Genomic DNA, 16,057 nt, shown 5'->3' with positions numbered 1-16,057 from the left:
AGGAGATCCGGGTGATCCACAAGGACAACTTCAGCGTCTACGGCGCCCGCAAGGTCCACGCCGCGCTGCTGCGCAAGGGTCATGCCGTGGCCCGCTGCACGGTGGAGCGTCTGATGCGCCAGGCCGGCCTGCGCGGGGTGATACGCACATCAGGGCGAGGATGCCGCCCACCCACCACAGCACGCTGATGAACGCGTCACGGTTGAGCCCGGCGTCGGACGACCCGTCGGTGGCGGCGAAGAACACCAGGGCGGTCAGTGCCGTGCCGAGGGCGATGCCCAGGTGCATGGCCGTGTTGAACAGGCCCGAGGCGGACCCGGCATCCTCGTGCGGGACTCCGGCCAGCGACATGTCGGCGAGCGGGCCGCCGACCATGCCGAGGCCGAAGCCGATCAGGACCACCGGAGCGGTCATCGCCACGAGGGTCAGCTCCGTCTGGAACATGTCGGCCTGGAGTCCGTAGGAGGCCATCGAGACAAGCGCGATCAGGGCTCCGGCCTGGGGCAGGCGGCGGGCGAAACGCCCGCCGCTCTTCGCCGCGATCGCCGCACCGGCCAGTTCCCCCAGGGAGAGCAGCACGAAGGCCAGGGCCGCGTGGAAGGGCGTCATGCCCAGGCCGCGCTGGAGGTAGAGGGTCCAGGTCATGAAGAACAGGCCGCACAGCAGGCCGAGCATCAGCTGCGTGGACAGGCCACCGGAGAACTGCCGGGCCCTGAAGAGGGACAGGGCAACGAGCGGGGCGTTGTGCTGCTTGCGCTGCTGGTGGCGCAGGAAGACGCCGAGCGCGAGCAGGCCGGTGGCGAGCATGGCGAAGCACCACAGTGGCCAGTGGTGGGTGTGGCCCTCGGTGAGGGGGAAGAGGATCATGACGACGGCCAGCGCGGACAGCAGCATGCCGGTCAGGTCGAGCCGGTCGGTCTTCTGTCCGGTCGACTCGGGGATGAACTCGTTCCCGAAGAGGAGCACGGCGAGGCCGACGGGCACGTTGATCAAGAAGATCGGCCGCCAGGACAGCCCGAACAGATCGGCCTCGGTGAGCAGCCCGCCCAGGACGGGGCCCAGGACGTTGGCGAGCGAGAGGACGGCTCCGTAGGCCGAAGGCCTTGCTGCGGTTCTCACCGACGAAGGTGACGTGGAAGGTGGCCAGGACCTGCGGGATCATCAGGGCGACTCCGGCACCCTGGAGCACGCGGGCCGCGATCAGCACACCGGTGCCGGTGGCAAGGCCGCACAGCAGCGAGGCCATGGTGAACACGACGGTGCCCGTGAGGAGGATCCTGCGCCGGCCGTAGATGTCGCCGAGGCGTCCGCCGGTGATCAGTCCGACGGCGACCATCAGCGAGTACGCGGCGGTCAGCCACTGCACCACGGCCGGCCCGGCGCCGGTTGACTCCTGGATCGCGGGCAGGGCGGTCAGGACGATCGACTGGTCGAGGATGTCCATGAGCTCGGCAACCAGCAGCACCACGAGGGCGATCCGGGCGGCCAAGGCCATTCTCGGGTGGTGAGGTGCTGGGTGGTCCGGGGGCTGGGTGGTGTGCTGCGGCTCATTGCCGGGCGCGGAGGAAGACACGACGGGAACTCCTGATCCAAAGGAATCGGGGAGCCCAGCCGTCAGCCGCACCGGGGACCGACAGCAAGAAACCCGGGGCAGACGGCAGAGCTGCACCCGGGGAGAGACAGAAAACACGGGGGAGGGTGACGCAACTCAGGCCAGCGCGACGTCCGCCCCCGAACACGTGCGACAAAACAGCACGTGGGGAACACGGACGACTACATGGCCTGATTAATAGGACGTCACCTCAAGATCGACGCAGAAGGAACAGGAAGTCCGGTCACTGCCACCGACACCTCGGCACAGGAACTCATCCACAGTACGACACCCCCGGGCCCCGCCGCACACCAGATAAAGGTCCCGCCTCCTGCCGGACCGAGCCCGCCGCTCTCAACGAAGCTGACACAACCCCAGGCCAGGACGCCTACCACCCGCACCCCAGCACCTGCCTGTCCCCACACCTCAACCCCCACCCCGCCAGCGTCAGCTTCTTCATCCGCCACATCAGGGATGCGCCCGCCCCTCGCCGCTGCGCCCCTCCAGCCACGCGTCCAGGGCCCGCACCGTCGGCGTCTGCAGCACCTGCCGCAGGCTCAGCCGGACGCCGAAGCGGGACTTCACAGCGTGGACGAGCCGGAAGGCACGCAACGAATCGCCGCCCAGATCCAGGAAGCTGTCGTCGACGGCCACCTCGGGCACCCCCAGCACTGCCGCGAAGAGTGTGCACAGTTCCTTCTCCCGCTCGGTACGCGGCAGGCGGCCCCGGCTCCCGGCGGCGTGGCCCGGATCGGGGAGGGCGGCGCGGTCCACCTTGCCGTTGGAGGTGAGGGGCAGGACCGGCAGGACGACCACGGCCGCGGGCACCATGTACGCGGGGAGGACCGCTGCCACCCGGGCGCGGACCGCGGCCCCCGACAGGGCACCGCCCGACGCGGGCACGACGTACGCGAGGAGTTGCCGCGCCCCGGCCCGCCCGCGGGCCACCACGGCAACCCGGCCGACCCCGGGCTGCCGGCCGACGGCCGCCTCGACCTCGCCGAGTTCCACGCGGAAGCCCCGGATCTTCACTTGGTCGTCCCCGCGCCCCAGGAACTCCAGCTCGCCGCCCGCGCCGAGGCGTACGAGGTCACCGGTGCGGTACATGCGGCTGCCGGCCGGGCCGTACGGGTCCGGCAGGAACCGTTCCGCGGTCGCGCCCGGTCGGTCCAGATAGCCGAGGGCGACGCCGCTGCCGGCGACGTACAACTCCCCTGTCCCTCCCGCCTCCACCGGCTTGAGCGCATCGTCCAGCACGTAGGTCGCGGTGCCGGTGCGCGCCTGCCCCAGCGGCAGGGGCCGTCCGCCGTCCCAGGCCCCTTCCTCCAGGAGCAGGTGGGTGGCGAACAGAGTGGTCTCGGTGGGCCCGTACAAGTGCCGGATCCGGATGCCGGGACAGGCGTCGAGGACCCGGCGCACCGCCTGCGGAGGGACCGTGTCCCCGCCGGTGAGCACCTCCCGTACGGAGGCGAAGGCTTCCGGGGTGTCGTGGGCGAGGGCGTCGAACAGGCCGGCGGTGACATGGACGGCCGTGACGCCGTGCCGGGTCAGGAGGGAGCGCAGCAGTGCCCCGTCGAGGGGGACGCCGGGGCCGACCACGATCCGTCCGCCGTTGAGCAGCGGCACCCACACCTCGTAGGTGGAGATGTCGAACGCGTAGGGCGCGTGAAAGAGTACGGCCCGGTGGGCACCGTCCGCCCAGCAGGCGTCCGTGGCGAGGCCGGCCACCGCCGCGTGGGACACGGCGACGCCCTTGGGCACTCCCGTCGATCCGGAGGTGTGCATCACGTACGCCATGGCGTCCCTGTGGCCGAGGGTGTCCGGGGCGGTCCGCGGCTCGGCGGCGAGGGTGGGGTCGTCGACGACGACGGTCCGCGCGTCGTGGTCGAAGTCGACGGGGTGGAAGCCGTGGTCGACGAGGAGGACGGCGGCTGCCGAGCCGGCCGTCACCAGGGCGCGGCGCGCGGGGGGAGAGTCCGGGTGCAGGGGGACGTAGGCGGCTCCCGCCTTGAGCGTGGCCAGGAGCGAGACGACGAGGGCCGGGGTGTGCCGCTGGAGCACGGCGACGCGCTGTTGTCCTCGTACGCCCAGGCGCAGCAGCCTGTGGGCGAGTTGGTTGGCGCGGGTGTCGAGCTCCGCGTAGGTGAGCGTGTGCTCGCCGTGCTCGACCGCGATGGCGTCGGGGTGGTGGGCGGCTTGTTCCGCGAAGAGGCCATGGACGGTGGACGGGCGCGGCGTGCTCACGTGACGTATCACCTCTTCCTGTGCGGAACGCGGGGTACGGGCCCGGGTGTTCACGGAGGTGGCTCGGCCCAGCACATGCCGTCGGCGGAGGGAACGAGGCCGTTCTCACGGACCGGCTCGTCGTCGAAGCTCTCTCCCAGGGCCGCCTGGGCCTGGACCTTGGCGCCGGCTTCGAGGGCCGCCTCGACGAGCGATGAGTCGAACAGGGCGCCTTCCTCGGAGGCACCGCCGCCGACCAGCTCGACGAACGCCTCCAGCGGGGATCCGGCGGCGTGGGTAATCCCCCGGGCCGTCCAGAAGTAGGAGTCCTCGTCCTGGCGCATGTCGTAGAAGGCCATCAGGAAGTCGTGGAAACGGCTGAACTCGTCACGGTAACGGGCCTCGAACTCCTCGAAGCACCGTGTCTCGTCGGGGCTCCCGGCGCCGCCGCCCAGCACTGTGTTGACGGACCGGGCTGCCAGCAGCGCGCTGTAGGTGGACAGGTGCACGCCCGAGGAGAAGACCGGGTCGATGAAGCAGGCGGCGTCGCCGACGAGGGCCATGCCCGGCCGCCAGAACTTTTCCTGGCAGTAGGAGTAGTCCTTGCGGATGCGGATCTCTCCGTAGGGTCCGGTGGTGACGCGGCGGGCGTCGGCCAGGTGGGCGGCGATGAGGGGGCACTCCTGGATCAACCGGTTCAGTGCCTTCTCACGGTCGCCCTGGACGTGCTCCAGGGCGTCGCGGCGCAGTACGGCGCCCACGCTGGTCAGCCGGTCGGTGAGGGGGATGTACCAGAACCAGCCGGAGCCGAAGGCCGCGCAGAGGATGTTCCCGCTGTTCGGCTCGGGGAGGCGTTCGCCGCCTTCGAAGTAGCCGAAGAGGGCGATGTTCTTGAAGAACTCGGAGTAGACGCGGTGCCCGCCGGTGCGGCCGTGGATGCGGCTCCGGTTGCCGGAGGCGTCGATGACGAACCGTGCGTGGATCTCGCGGCGCGTGCCGGCGGGGTCGTCGAAGCGCACGCCGTCGACCCGCCCGTCCGCTTCCAGGACGTCGACGACCGGGCACTGTTCGCGGACCTCGACGCCGTTGCGCCGGGCGTGGTCGAGCAGGATCTGGTCGAACCTCATGCGCTCGACCTGGTAGGCGGTGGAGGTGGGGCCGGAGAACTTCGACGAGACGGCGAACGCGAACGTCCACGGATCGGGGTTCTTGCCCCAGCGGAAGGTGCCGCCGCGCTTGGTCGTGAAGTGTGCCGCCTCCAGTTCGGGCAGGACGCCCAGAAGCTTGCAGACGCCGTGGACGGTGGAGGGCAGCAGGGATTCGCCGATCTGGTAGCGCGGGAACCGCTCCTTCTCCAGGAGCAGCACCCTGGCGCCGCGCATCGCGGTGAGTGTGGCGACGGTGGAGCCGCCGGGGCCGCCGCCGACGACGATCACGTCGTATTCAGGGTCCGGTGCACGGAGCATGTCCTGACTCCTTCGCAGGGGTGACGGCGTGGTGGTCCCCGGAGGACAGGATGCTGCTCGCGAGGAACCGGGGGCGGCTTGTGTTGAGGTAGTGGCCTCCCTCGGCGGTCCACACGACGTGCAGGGCCGTGCCGAAGCGGGCCCAGTGCCCGACGTCGTCGCGGTGCTCGGTGACGGACCGGTCGTCGTCGGCGAGGAGAGCCGTGACCGGGCAGCCGAGGGCGGCGACGTTCCGTTCCGCTTCGCGCAGGGCCGTGGTGAAGCAGTCCAGGGCGGTGCGGACGTCGTAGCGGACGGCACGGGCGATGTCGGCGCGTTCCTCGGGCGGCAGCCCGTCCGTCCCGGCCGGGGCCTGGCCGGCGGCGAACCGGGCGAAGAGGTCCGCGTCCGTCAGGAGGAGGGCGGCGCGAGCCGGGTGGCCGTCCGGTCCGCAGGAAGGGGGAAGGGCTGCCACAGCTACGAAGTGGGCGGCGGGACGGCCCATGGCGCGCAGGGCGAGGCCGGTGGTGAGGGCCGGTCCGGTGCCCGAGCTGTGCCCCAGCAGCACGAGTTCGCCCGGTACCGACGCGGCGATCTCGTGGGCCAGGTCGGTGGTGAGCCGCTGCGCGGGCACGGGCGGCCGGTCGTCGTCGCTGTCGCGTCCCGGCAGGTCGGCCGCGAGGACCCGCAGCGGTTTGCCCTCCTCGTGCAGGGCCCGGGCCAGGGGGAGATAGCCGAACGCTCCGCCACCGGCGTAGGGCAGGCACACCACGGTGGCCGCCGCGGGGCCGGCGGTCAGCCCCGCGGCCTGTGTCAGATCGGTCAGCAGCGGCCGCCCTTCGTCCGCCGCCTCACCCACGGCGAGTCCCCTGTGCCCGGGCGGGCGCGGGGGCGGCGTTCACGAGCCCTGGGCGCCGGTCGTGGCGCCCGCCGCGGCGGCGAAGAGCTGGCGGTACTGCTCGGTTCCCAGGTCGATGAAGATCTCCAGGTCCGCGTAGGCGTCCGCCGCCGAGCCGTGGAGCTCCACGGCCCGTGCCGTCGTCCGGAACATCATGTCGTCGTGGCCGTGGGACCCGTCCAGGTCGAGGTGGGCCTGCGCGCCCCTGGTGCAGGTGGTCCCGAACTCCTTCGCCGCGCAGTCGGTGATGGCCTGCATGTAGCGGTCCGACCACCATTCCAGGTACCAGTCCCACAGGGCGACCGGCGCGGGGCCGCGCTCGTCGGTGGCCAGGCGCAGGTAGCCCATCGTCTTGGCCGTCGCCGGGAGGACCTTGGTCGCGTCGATCCGCTCAAGGCTCACCCCGAGCCCCGCCAGGTCGTTCACGAACATGCCCTCGTGGCCGATCTCGTCCGCGAGGTAGCGGGCGAGTTTGGCGGCGAGCTGGTAGTCGCCGTAGCTCGCCTTGTACAGGGCGTAGGCGTCGGCCACGTTGTTCAGCCGGATCTGCAGGACGACCTCGATCAGGTAGCGCGTGTAGAACGCGCGGTCGGTCCAGGTGCCCTCGTGCCACTCACGGAGCCTGGGGACGGCCCTGAACTGACGCTCGGTGAGTTCGAGGGCGAGGTTCTCCAGCTTCGCCCGGTCCAGCGTTTCCATGGTCAGTCGCTTCCCCTCGCGGATGTGCCGGTCGGTCGGTGCGGCGGGTGGCTGCCGGGGCGTCGTGCGCTGCCGTACGTTCGGCGATCAGCGCGTGGAGCCGGTCCAGGCCCGTGGAGATCTGTTGCTCCGTCAGGACTGAGCAGCTCAGGCGTAGTTGACGCCGGGCATGCTCGCCGGTGGTGAAGTGGCTCATGGGGGTCCACAGCACGCCGTGCCGGACGGCGGAGTGCTCCAGCAGGGCGTCGTCGGCGACGAAGGGCAGGCTCAGGACGACGAAGAACCCTCCGCCGGGGCGGTTCCAGCGCACACCGGGCAGGGAGCCCAGCCGTGCGTCCAGCCCGTCGAGGAGGGCGTCGAGGTTGCGGCGGTAGAGCGCGGTCCTCCGTTCGTTGGCGCGGACGAGGCTGCCGTCGTGCTCCAGCAGCATTCCCCCGACGACGGCCTGGCCCACCGCCGAGGTGTTCACTGTGACCATGCTCTTGATCTTCGACAGTTCGTCGGCGAACAGCCCGCTGCCGCCTCCGGGAAGGGTCACGGTCTGATCGGCGACGGCGAACCCCACCCGCGCTCCGGGGAAGCAGCTCTTGGCCAGCGACCCGAGGTAGACGACGTGCCCCGTGGTGTCCAGGGCCTTGAGGGTGGGCGGGCGGCGGGCGGCGGCGCGGAACAGACCGTAGGGGTTGTCCTCCAGGATCAGCAGCCCTTCGCGCGCGGCGAGGTCCAGCAGGCGCCGGCGCGCGGCGAGGGAGAGCGTCGTACCGGAGGGGTTGGAGAAGTCAGGGACGACGTAGAGGGCCCGGGGTTGCTCGCCGGCGGCGCGGGCGGCGAGGATCGTGCCCGTGAGGTCGGCGAAGTCGATGCCGTCGGGCCCCTCGGCGACGAAGCGCACCGGCATGTCGAGGAGCCGCGCGGCGCCGGTGAGCCCCACGTACGTGGGCGCGACGGCGAGGACGACGTCGCGGGCGTCCGCCCGCAGGGCCCGCAGCACCAGCCACAGGGCCTCCTGGGCGCCGACGGTGACGACGAGGGACTCGGGGTCGGCCGTGATCCCCTCGTCCACCGCGAGGTGCCGGGCGAGGAGGTCGTGGACGATGCCCTTGGTGCGCCCGTACTGGAAGAGGGCGCGCCGCACGCGCGTCTCGTCGTGGCCGAACTGCTCGGCGAGGTGGGCGCGGAAGCGGTCGAGGTAGCGGTGGAGGTCTTGGACGTCGAAGGTCTCCTCGGTGGGCCGGCCGGGTGCGAAGGAGATCGCGTCGGGGAACCGGCCGGCCACTTCGTTGAGGAAGTTCATCGACAGCAGCGCCGGGTCGCCGAGGGACGCGTGCAGGGTGGTGAGGTCGAGCGCGAAGGGGTGGGAGGGGCCGGTCATGCGGGGACTCCCTTCCGGTCGCCGTCCCGGCCGCTCACGCGCAGCCGGCGTGCCGCGGCGGCGTCGGAGCAGCCGGCGAGGGTGAGGGCGCAGCGCAGTTCGCGGTCGACGAGGTCCAGCACGCCGCGGACGCCGTCCTGGCCGCCGGTGGCCAGGCCCCACAGGACGGGGCGGCCGAGCAGGACGCCCTGGGCGCCGAGGGCGAGGGCCTTCAGGACGTCGGTGCCGGAGCGGATGCCGCTGTCGAGCAGGAGCGGGCAGCGGCCGGCGAGGGCGTCGCACGCCGCGGGCAGCATGTCGGCGGTGGCGGCGGCGCCGTCGAGCTGGCGGCCGCCGTGGTTGGAGATGACGACGGCGTTCGCTCCGAGGTCGGCGGCGCGGACGGCGTCCCGGTGGTCGAGGATCCCCTTGACGATCAGTGGCAGGCGGGTGAGTTGCCGGAGCCGGCGCAGGTCGTCCCAGTCGCACCGGGGGTCGAGAATCTCCTTGGTGTGCTCGCCCACGGCGGACCGGCCGGCGCCGTGCCGGTGGGCACGGCCGGGCACCGGTTCGTCGAGGTGGGCGGCGCGGACGCCGTCGGGCAGTGTGAAGCCGTTCCGCAGGTCTCGCGGGCGGCGGGCCATTTCGGGGACGTCCACGGTGACCATCAGCGCGGCGCACCCGGCGTCCTCGGCACGCCGTACCAGCGGGACGACCGCTCGGGCTCCGCGCAGCCAGTACAGCTGGAACCACGTCACCCCGCCGAGAGCCGTCAGCTCCTCGACGGGCACGCTGCTGAACGTGCTGACCGTGAACGGCACCCCGGCCGCGGCCGCCGCCGCGGCGACCGCCGTCTCGCCGTCGGGGTGGACGAGTCGCTGGTAGGCCATGGGGGCGACGGCCAGGGGCAGTTCGGCCCGCGCGCCGGCCAGGTCGGTGGCGGTGGCGGGCTCCGCCGCGCCGGTCAGCACGCGCGGGACGACGGCCACCCGGTCCAGGGCGGCGCGGTTGGCCGCCATGGTGAGTTCGGCACCGCTGCCGCCGTCGATGAAGTCCCGTACCGGGCGGGGCAGTACCCGCGCCGCGGCCGCGGCGTAGTCGTCGACGGACACCGGCGCGGTCACGGGCGGTGGCCCCGGGCCGTGGCGCGTTCGCTCTCCACGGCCTCGTAGAGGGCCTTGATGTTGCCGTCGCCGAAGGTGCGGGCCCCGACCCGCTCGATCACCTCGAAGAACAGGGTGCGCCGGGTGTGGGTGGAGCGGGTGAAGAGCTGGAAGAGCTGCCCGTCGTGGTCCTCGTCGACCAGGATGTCCAGGGCCCGCAGCTCCGTCGTGGTGTGCCGGGCCGGGACGAGCCGCGCCTCGAGCATGTCGTAGTACGCGCGGGGCACGGGCAGGAAGTCGACGCCGTGGCCGCGCAGCGTGGTGACTGTCCGCACGATGTCCGCGGACCGGAACGCCACGTGCTGCACGCCCGGCCCGTCGTGCTCCTTCAGGAAGCGGTCGATCTGGCCCGGTTCGGCCGTGACGTCGGGCTCGATGAGGGTGAGGGTGACGGTGCCGGACGGGCTCTGGACGACTTGGGAGTCCATGGCTTGGGCGCCGATCGCGATGTGCTCGGTGAAGATCACCTCGAAGCCCAGGACACGGGTGTAGAAGTCGACGGTGGGGGCGAGCTGTCCTGCTTCGAGGCAGATCGCGCAGTGGTCGACCGTCTGCAGCGCGCCCTCGCCACCGCTCCCCCGCGGTGCCCTGGGCACAGCGGTGAAGTCGGGGGGCAGCGGGGCGGGCCGGGCAGCGTCGTGGTCGACGAGGGTGTGCGCGATGTCGGCGACGCCGGCGATGGTGGCCGTGGTCCGGCCGTCGTCGTGCCGGCGGGGCGCGGCGAGCGGGCGGGCACCCCTGGCCACGGCCTCGGTGAAGGCGGCTGCGGCGTCCGGGGTGCTCAGGGCGATGTCCGCGACGCCGGCGCCGTGCCGCCGCACATAGGCGTCGGCCGGGTGGTCGTCGGCGAGGGCCTGGGTGAGGACGAGCGTGGTGTGGCTCTGCCGCAGGGCGAGCGACCCGGACGCGGGCATGCCGGCGGCAGGCCCGGCCCGCCCGGCGGTGCGGAACCCGTAACGGTTCATCAGGTGCCCGGCGCTCTCGGCAAGGTCCTCGACGTGGAACTCGACGTGGCTCAGCCCGAAGCCGGGGGGCGTGGAGGAGGACGTCATGAGCACACCGGTCGTGGGGTCGGGGACGTGATCGGGATGCCCCTCGCCGGGCCGGCTGCTCGGATCGTTCCGGGCTCCGGAGTCTGCATGGCCGCTCTCTTCCCGTGGCTGTTCCGTGAGCGTTCGCGTGGCTGAGGGCCTGGCGCCGGTGGCTGGGGCCGTCAGCCGTGGAGGTAGTCCTCCGGCCCTCCGTCCCGGACCGTGTCGAGGGTGAAGCAGTGGAAGCCGCCGCCGAACAGCCGCCGGTGGCGGTGCCGTACGGGGACGACGGTGAAGCGGTGCCGTTCCAGTGTCCGGACGAGCTCCGGGCACGCGTCGTTGACCAGGACCGTGTCGGGGCTGACGGACAGGACGTTCAGATCGATGAACGGGCTGGTCAGGATGAGGTCGTCATCGTCGTACGCGGGGAAGTTGTCCGTCTCCGGCGGCGGCGCGACGATGAGGTCCCAGGTGCGCAGCGGCTGCGGCAGGAGCTCGGCGACCTGCCGGGAGCGCACCAGCAGGACGCCCGGCCGCAGGGCGAGAACCATGCTGTCGATGTGGCTGTCACTGATCTCGTACACCCGGTGGATGCGGAACCTGTCCCGCAGATGGCGTTCGAGCCAGTCGACGGCCAGGGCGTGGTTGGTTGTGGAGATGTTGGCGACGATGTCCCGGCCCAGCCGCAGGCACTGCGCGGCGTCGAACATCATCTCGTGACCGGCGTCGTACGGCGAGGGCCGCGGTTCGCCGATCCGCTCGGTCGCCGCGGAGCGGTTGGCGTAGGAGGGGTCGAAGGAGGCGTCGGTCATCAGCGGACGGGGCATCACCGTCCACCGGGCCCCCTGACGGAAGTAGTCCGCGAAGACGGGGGTGAGGAACTGGGTCTCGAAATATCGGGCCCGGATCATCGGAGGGGTCTCGATGATCTCGTCGCCGGCTATGAGGGTGTTGTCCCGCAGATTGAGCGGTGGCACTACGGCCGCCGACCAGGCGGGGGTACGTACTTCGGTGGTCCGCGCGTCCAGTTCCATCGGCCGGCGTACCGTGACCGACAGTTCCTCCAGGGCCTTGACGATGCCTTCGATGTCCTCGTTCAGCTCGTTCACGTACCGCTCTTTGATTGAGGAGCGGCCGGGTGCGGCCGGTGCGCCGGCCGTGGTAAGCCGGGGGTAGTACCAGGTGGACTCGGCGAAGTTCTCGTGGAAGAACAGGTCGAACGAGAGCTCGCGCTCGTGCGAGGTGTAGTTCGTTGCGGAGCCGACCACGACCTCACGCAGTGGCGACCATTCGTCGTAGCTGTTCAACCGCATCGATGGGCTCTCCTCTGAGATCATCAAAGAATTCCCGCCCGGGGCGCGACCCCGCGAAACGGGCAGGGCCGTGGAGCGCCGACGCCGCCTTGGTATTTTATACAGAACGGGCGGGTGACCCGGCAATGCCCCTCAGAAGATCCGGCCACATCACACGGGGCGCTTCAGCGGCCGAAATACTGCGTTCATACACCACAGTGCCGTCCGGACACTGATTCGACGCCCACAAGGGGGAGTTGACCCTGACTCACCCCTGTGCCATGGTGGAAAAACAGCCATGTACCGGAGGGTTCGCTTTCCTTCTCTCCTCCCTCCGGGCTTTCGGATTCGCGTGCTGCCATACCGTATTTCTGGCCATGCGAACAGGCGACGAAATCACAGGAACAACGGAAACAAAACCTGCAACAAAAACTGCGTGGAAGGGAATAGAGCCTGATGAGGAAAGACATGGATCTCGGGCTCTCCGAGCTCGCACACCTGAACCCGGAGCAGCTGCAGGGCTTCCTGGAGGAGCGTTCCGGAGTCGCCGTGCGTGGCTCGGGGGACGCCTGTTTCTCCGCACCCCGCGCGCAGACGGTACGCGGCGCGAGTGACGCCTACTTCGCGGCTCCTCGGGCGCAGACCGTCCGCGGTGTCGGCGACGCGCACTTCTCCGCGCCCCGCGCGCAGACCGTACGCGGCGCGACGGACGGGTACTTCTCGGGTCCGCGCGCACAGACCGTCCGCTGAATCCGCGCGCGGGAGCGGCCGCCCGGCGTGCCGGGTCCCGTGCTCGCCGCGACGGAAAGGCCGTCCCAGGGGTGGACCCGTGTCCGCCCCTGGGCGCACGGCATCCGCGGCCTCCCACGGGGACGGATCTCCACGACTGTTCCCCGTGAAAGGCCGCGCCCCGGAAGCGACGGAGAGGACCGATCGAACGTGAGGCTGCGGGATCGAGCCCCCAAGGCCGCCGGCCCGGGCGTCCACCGTGAGGTCACCACCCGGGAGACCTGGGAGCGGGTCAGCCCCCACCTGCGGCGGGCCGGCATCACGCGGCTCGCCGACATCACCGGCTTGGACCACCTCGGCATTCCCGTCTACAGCGCGATCGTCCCGCGGTCCAACGACAGCATCTCGGTGTACAGCGGCAAGGGCGCCACCCACCTCGACGCCAAGGTCAGCGCCGTTATGGAGGCCATCGAGCGGTACTCCGCCTGGCTGCCGGTACGCCCCGACCTCGTCGCCTCCTACGACGAACTCGCCACCGCCGGCGAGAGCGTCATGCACCCCGCCGAGTACACCCTCGAACTGACCCGCGGCTACCGCGACGACAACCCCCTGTCCTGGCTGCGCGGGTGGGACCTGCTGGCCGACGAGCCCGTCCTCGTCCCCCAGGACGGCGCGGTCTACCAGGCACGTCTGCACGAGGAGCCCTGCTACCGCATCACCACCACCACGGGACTGGCCTCGGGCAACAGCCTGGAGGAGGCGGTCTGCCACGCGCTGTGCGAGCTGATCGAGCGGGACTCCATGACGCTGGCGGAGCTCGTGAGCAACTACCTGCCCCAAGTGCTGGCCGGCGAGGGGGCCGACGCGCGGATCCCGCCGGGCACCGTCGACCGGCTCCGCGGCCGCCATCCGCATCTGCGCCTGGAGACGGCGCCGCCCGCCGCACAGGAGATGATCGGCCGCTTCCGCACGGCCGGCATCGACGTACGCGCCATCGACGTGACCTCCTCCCTGGCCGTCCCCACCTTCTTCGCGGCCACCAGCGAGGACATCGGACCGGCCACCTCCCAGGGGCACTGCGGCTACGGCACCCATCCCGACGCCGAGGTGGCGCTGCTGCGCGCGCTCAGCGAATGCGCCCAGGCCCGGGCCGTCGACATCCAGGCCATGCGCGAGGACATCAGCCTGCCCGGTGAGAAGGTGGCCAAGTACGAGCTGCACGTGCGGCGCTCCGCCGCCGTGGACAAGAGCGCCTGGGCCTGGCAGCCGGCGAGCCGCACGACCGGCATGGCCGACGTCCGCGCCTTCCCCTGCGACGACGTCCGGGGGGACATCGACTTCATGCTCGGCCGGCTGAGCGAGGCGGGCATCCCCCGGGTCGTCGTGGTCGACCTGTCGCCCCCTCAGATACCGGTCAGTGTGGTGCGAGTGATCGCACCACGGCTCGAGTCCTGGGCGACCGACTACTGCCGGATCGGGACCCGCGCCGCGCACGCGTGGCGGACTGCCGTCCAGGAACTGCTCGCGACCGTGCCGGACGCGGCGCCCGGCACCGCCTCGACCACGACCTCTTCCGTCTGACACCTGGGAGCGCCCCCGCATGGACCCGGTGGTCTTCCTCGGACCGAGCCTCGACCGCGCCACGGCGGTCCGGACACTCGACGCCGAATACCTGCCGCCCGTCGCCCGCGGCGACATCGACGCCCTGCTCGCCCGTCCGCAGCCGCCCTGCCTCATCGGCATCGTGGACGGCCGCTTCCTCGGCAGCCTGGCCGTCTCCCCCAAGGAGGTCCTGCGCGCAGTGGACGCGGGCATCGCCGTCTACGGCTCCTCCAGCATGGGTGCGCTCCGCGCCGCCGAATGCGGCCCGTTCGGGGTGACCGGCATCGGCCGGATCCATGACGCCTACGCATGCGGAGCCGTCGACGCCGACGACGAGGTGGCCCTCGTCTACGACCCCGACACCCTGCACGCCACCTCCGAACCACTGATCAACCTCCGGTTCGCCGTCCGCACGGGAGTCGCGGCGGGAGAGCTCGACGCCGCCACCGCCGAACGGTTCCTGGCCCTGGCGAAGTCCCTGTACTTCCCCGACCGTACGGTGGCGAACGTCCTCCGCATGCTGCGGGCCGAGGGCTTCGCGACGGACGGCATCGCCGCCTACTTCGCGGACCGGGCCCCCGACGCCAAGGCGGAGGACGCCCTCGCGCTCCTCCGGGCCCTGGGCGACCACCACGCGAACCTCACCCGGGGCGGTCCTCCGCCTGCGGCCGGGACGCCGGGGCACCCCGAGGGGGCTCCTTCTTGATCCGCGCCTACCGGTCCCTCCTCGCGGTCCCCGGCGCCGCCCGCTTCAGCGCCGCCGCCTTCATCGGCCGACTGCCGGTGCCCATGCTCGGACTCGGCGTGATCCTGCTGGTCTCCGCACGGTCCGGCTCCTATCGGACGGCCGGCCTCGTCGCCGCCGCGACCATGCTCGGATACGCACTCGCCGCACCGGCAGCGGGCAGAGCGGCGGACCGATTCGGGCAGCGCCGCGTCCTGCTCGCCTCGTCCGTCGCCCACACGGCCGGCCTGCTGGCCCTCCTGTCCACGACGACCGCCGAGGCGTGGGTGCTCTGCCTGGCGGGAGCCGTCACCGGAGCCTCACGGCCCTCCACCGGCACGATGGTGCGTACGCGATGGGCGCACGTTCTTGCTCCCCCCGCCCCGGCGGCCCCGCGGCCGACGACGACGTCACCTCCGGACGCGGATCCCGCCTCGACCGCCCCGTTGGAGACCGCCTTCTCCTTCGAAGCCGTGCTGGACGAGGTGACCTTCATCGCCGGCCCCGTCGTCGTCACGGCACTGGCCACGCACGTGAGCCCGCGGGCGGGCCTGCTGTGCTGTCTGCTGCTGACCGTCGGGGGCTCGACCTCGCTGGCCCTGCAGCGTGCCACCGAGCCACCGCCCCGGCAGGGCCGCTCCCACCGGGGTACCGCCCTCACCGTCCGTGGCATGCCCGCGATCATCGCGGTGGCCTTCTGCGGCGGCCTCGTCGTCGGCGTGCTCGACCTCGCCGTGGTAGCCCGCGCCGAAAGCCTCGGATCCCGTGCGCTGTCCGGACCGCTGCTCGCCGTACTCGCCCTCGGCAGCATGGCCGGCGGGCTCTGGTACGGCAGCCGTACCTGGCGGGCGGCGCCGCACGTGCTGTGGATCCGCTGTCTGGGCGTCCAGGTTCTCGGCCTCCTCCCCCTCGCCCTGTCCGCCGGTGTGCCCACACTGACCGCCGCGATGTTCGTCGCCGGCCTGACGGTCACTCCGATCGGCACCTCGGGACTGGTATTGCTGGAACGGCTCCTGCCGCCGCGTCTGCTCACCGAAGGCATGGGCGCGGAGACCGCCGCCATGGCACTGGGCGCGGCGGGCGGTGGCTGGCTCTCCGGAGTGACGGTGTCGGCCTTGGGCCCGGCCCGCGCCCTGGCCCTGCCCCCCGCGGCGGCCGCCCTCGCGCTCCTGGTCGCCGCCTGCTGCCTGCGGTCGACTGCCGTGTCCGCCGAGGACAGGGCGGAGAGCCCGGCGCCCAGCTGCCCCGAACCCGGTACGGGACAACGGGTATGAGGACACGCCCCCCGCCGACCGGGTCGCCCTGCGCC

Annotated in this window: 12 protein-coding genes and 2 pseudogenes; 5 read left to right on the top strand and 9 right to left on the bottom strand. The window is 71.8% G+C overall.

Annotated features, from left to right (window positions below):
* A pseudogene (locus tag AB0435_RS23925) lies at positions 1 to 146 on the top strand (IS3 family transposase); the annotation flags it as partial.
* Positions 147 to 321: 175 nt separating this feature from the next.
* Here the strand turns inward: AB0435_RS23925 and AB0435_RS23920 are convergent.
* The 9 genes and pseudogenes from AB0435_RS23920 to AB0435_RS23880 form a co-directional block, all read right to left on the bottom strand.
* Positions 322 to 1,444: pseudogene (locus AB0435_RS23920) on the bottom strand (MFS transporter); the annotation flags it as partial.
* A gap of 615 nt (positions 1,445 to 2,059) precedes the next feature.
* Positions 2,060 to 3,835 (bottom strand): non-ribosomal peptide synthetase, encoded by a 1,776-nt coding sequence (locus AB0435_RS23915; protein WP_366427924.1) that lies wholly within the window; start codon positions 3,833 to 3,835, stop codon positions 2,060 to 2,062.
* 50 nt (positions 3,836 to 3,885) lie between these two features.
* Positions 3,886 to 5,280, bottom strand: a complete 1,395-nt coding sequence (locus tag AB0435_RS23910) for a tryptophan 7-halogenase (RefSeq protein ID WP_366427923.1) — start codon at positions 5,278 to 5,280, stop codon at positions 3,886 to 3,888.
* A complete protein-coding gene (locus tag AB0435_RS23905; RefSeq protein WP_366005316.1) occupies positions 5,258 to 6,118 on the bottom strand; it encodes an alpha/beta fold hydrolase in 861 nt (286 codons plus the stop codon). The genes AB0435_RS23910 and AB0435_RS23905 overlap by 23 nt, the downstream gene beginning before the upstream one ends.
* Before the next feature lie 39 nt (positions 6,119 to 6,157).
* Complete coding sequence (locus tag AB0435_RS23900) at positions 6,158 to 6,856, bottom strand: iron-containing redox enzyme family protein (protein ID WP_366005317.1); 699 nt, start codon at positions 6,854 to 6,856, stop codon at positions 6,158 to 6,160.
* Entirely contained in the window at positions 6,771 to 8,228 is a 1,458-nt protein-coding gene (locus AB0435_RS23895; RefSeq protein ID WP_366005318.1) for a PLP-dependent aminotransferase family protein, read from the bottom strand. The genes AB0435_RS23900 and AB0435_RS23895 overlap by 86 nt, the downstream gene beginning before the upstream one ends.
* Complete coding sequence (locus AB0435_RS23890; protein ID WP_366427922.1) at positions 8,225 to 9,331, bottom strand: alpha-hydroxy acid oxidase; 1,107 nt, start codon at positions 9,329 to 9,331, stop codon at positions 8,225 to 8,227. The genes AB0435_RS23895 and AB0435_RS23890 overlap by 4 nt, the downstream gene beginning before the upstream one ends.
* Complete coding sequence (gene hppD, locus AB0435_RS23885) at positions 9,328 to 10,422, bottom strand: 4-hydroxyphenylpyruvate dioxygenase (protein ID WP_366427921.1); 1,095 nt, start codon at positions 10,420 to 10,422, stop codon at positions 9,328 to 9,330. Before hppD ends, AB0435_RS23890 begins: the two co-directional genes overlap by 4 nt.
* A gap of 161 nt (positions 10,423 to 10,583) precedes the next feature.
* Positions 10,584 to 11,714, bottom strand: coding sequence for a glycine amidinotransferase (locus AB0435_RS23880; RefSeq protein ID WP_366427920.1), 1,131 nt, complete (start codon positions 11,712 to 11,714; stop codon positions 10,584 to 10,586).
* A 435-nt stretch (positions 11,715 to 12,149) separates the two neighbouring features.
* Here AB0435_RS23880 and AB0435_RS23875 point away from each other — a divergent pair, with 435 nt between their 5' ends.
* From AB0435_RS23875 to AB0435_RS23860, 4 genes are all read left to right on the top strand, one after another.
* A complete protein-coding gene (locus tag AB0435_RS23875; protein ID WP_366005322.1) occupies positions 12,150 to 12,443 on the top strand; it encodes a thiovarsolin family RiPP in 294 nt (97 codons plus the stop codon).
* A gap of 189 nt (positions 12,444 to 12,632) precedes the next feature.
* Positions 12,633 to 14,003 (top strand): YcaO-like family protein, encoded by a 1,371-nt coding sequence (locus AB0435_RS23870; protein ID WP_366005323.1) that lies wholly within the window; start codon positions 12,633 to 12,635, stop codon positions 14,001 to 14,003.
* A gap of 19 nt (positions 14,004 to 14,022) precedes the next feature.
* Positions 14,023 to 14,730, top strand: coding sequence for a TfuA-like protein (locus tag AB0435_RS23865; protein WP_366005324.1), 708 nt, complete (start codon positions 14,023 to 14,025; stop codon positions 14,728 to 14,730).
* Entirely contained in the window at positions 14,727 to 16,022 is a 1,296-nt protein-coding gene (locus AB0435_RS23860) for an MFS transporter (protein ID WP_366427919.1), read from the top strand. Before AB0435_RS23865 ends, AB0435_RS23860 begins: the two co-directional genes overlap by 4 nt.
* The last annotated feature ends 35 nt before the right edge of the window (positions 16,023 to 16,057 follow it).

The organism is Streptomyces sp. NPDC051173, from assembly GCF_040689515.1.
Taxonomy (GTDB): Bacteria; Actinomycetota; Actinomycetes; order Streptomycetales; family Streptomycetaceae; genus Streptomyces.
Note: the sequence above shows the minus strand (reverse complement) of the source record. Positions and strands in the feature narration are given on the sequence as shown.

What these genes read in the sequence shown, in the direction of transcription:
- AB0435_RS23910 (WP_366427923.1), bottom strand. Translation starts at nt 5,280, where the DNA reads ATGCTCCGTGCACCGGACCCTGAATACGACGTGATCGTCGTCGGCGGC.
- AB0435_RS23900 (WP_366005317.1), bottom strand. Translation starts at nt 6,856, where the DNA reads ATGGAAACGCTGGACCGGGCGAAGCTGGAGAACCTCGCCCTCGAACTC.
- AB0435_RS23895 (WP_366005318.1), bottom strand. Translation starts at nt 8,228, where the DNA reads ATGACCGGCCCCTCCCACCCCTTCGCGCTCGACCTCACCACCCTGCAC.
- hppD (WP_366427921.1), bottom strand. Translation starts at nt 10,422, where the DNA reads ATGACGTCCTCCTCCACGCCCCCCGGCTTCGGGCTGAGCCACGTCGAG.
- AB0435_RS23880 (WP_366427920.1), bottom strand. Translation starts at nt 11,714, where the DNA reads ATGCGGTTGAACAGCTACGACGAATGGTCGCCACTGCGTGAGGTCGTG.
- AB0435_RS23875 (WP_366005322.1), top strand. Translation starts at nt 12,150, where the DNA reads ATGAGGAAAGACATGGATCTCGGGCTCTCCGAGCTCGCACACCTGAAC.
- AB0435_RS23865 (WP_366005324.1), top strand. Translation starts at nt 14,023, where the DNA reads ATGGACCCGGTGGTCTTCCTCGGACCGAGCCTCGACCGCGCCACGGCG.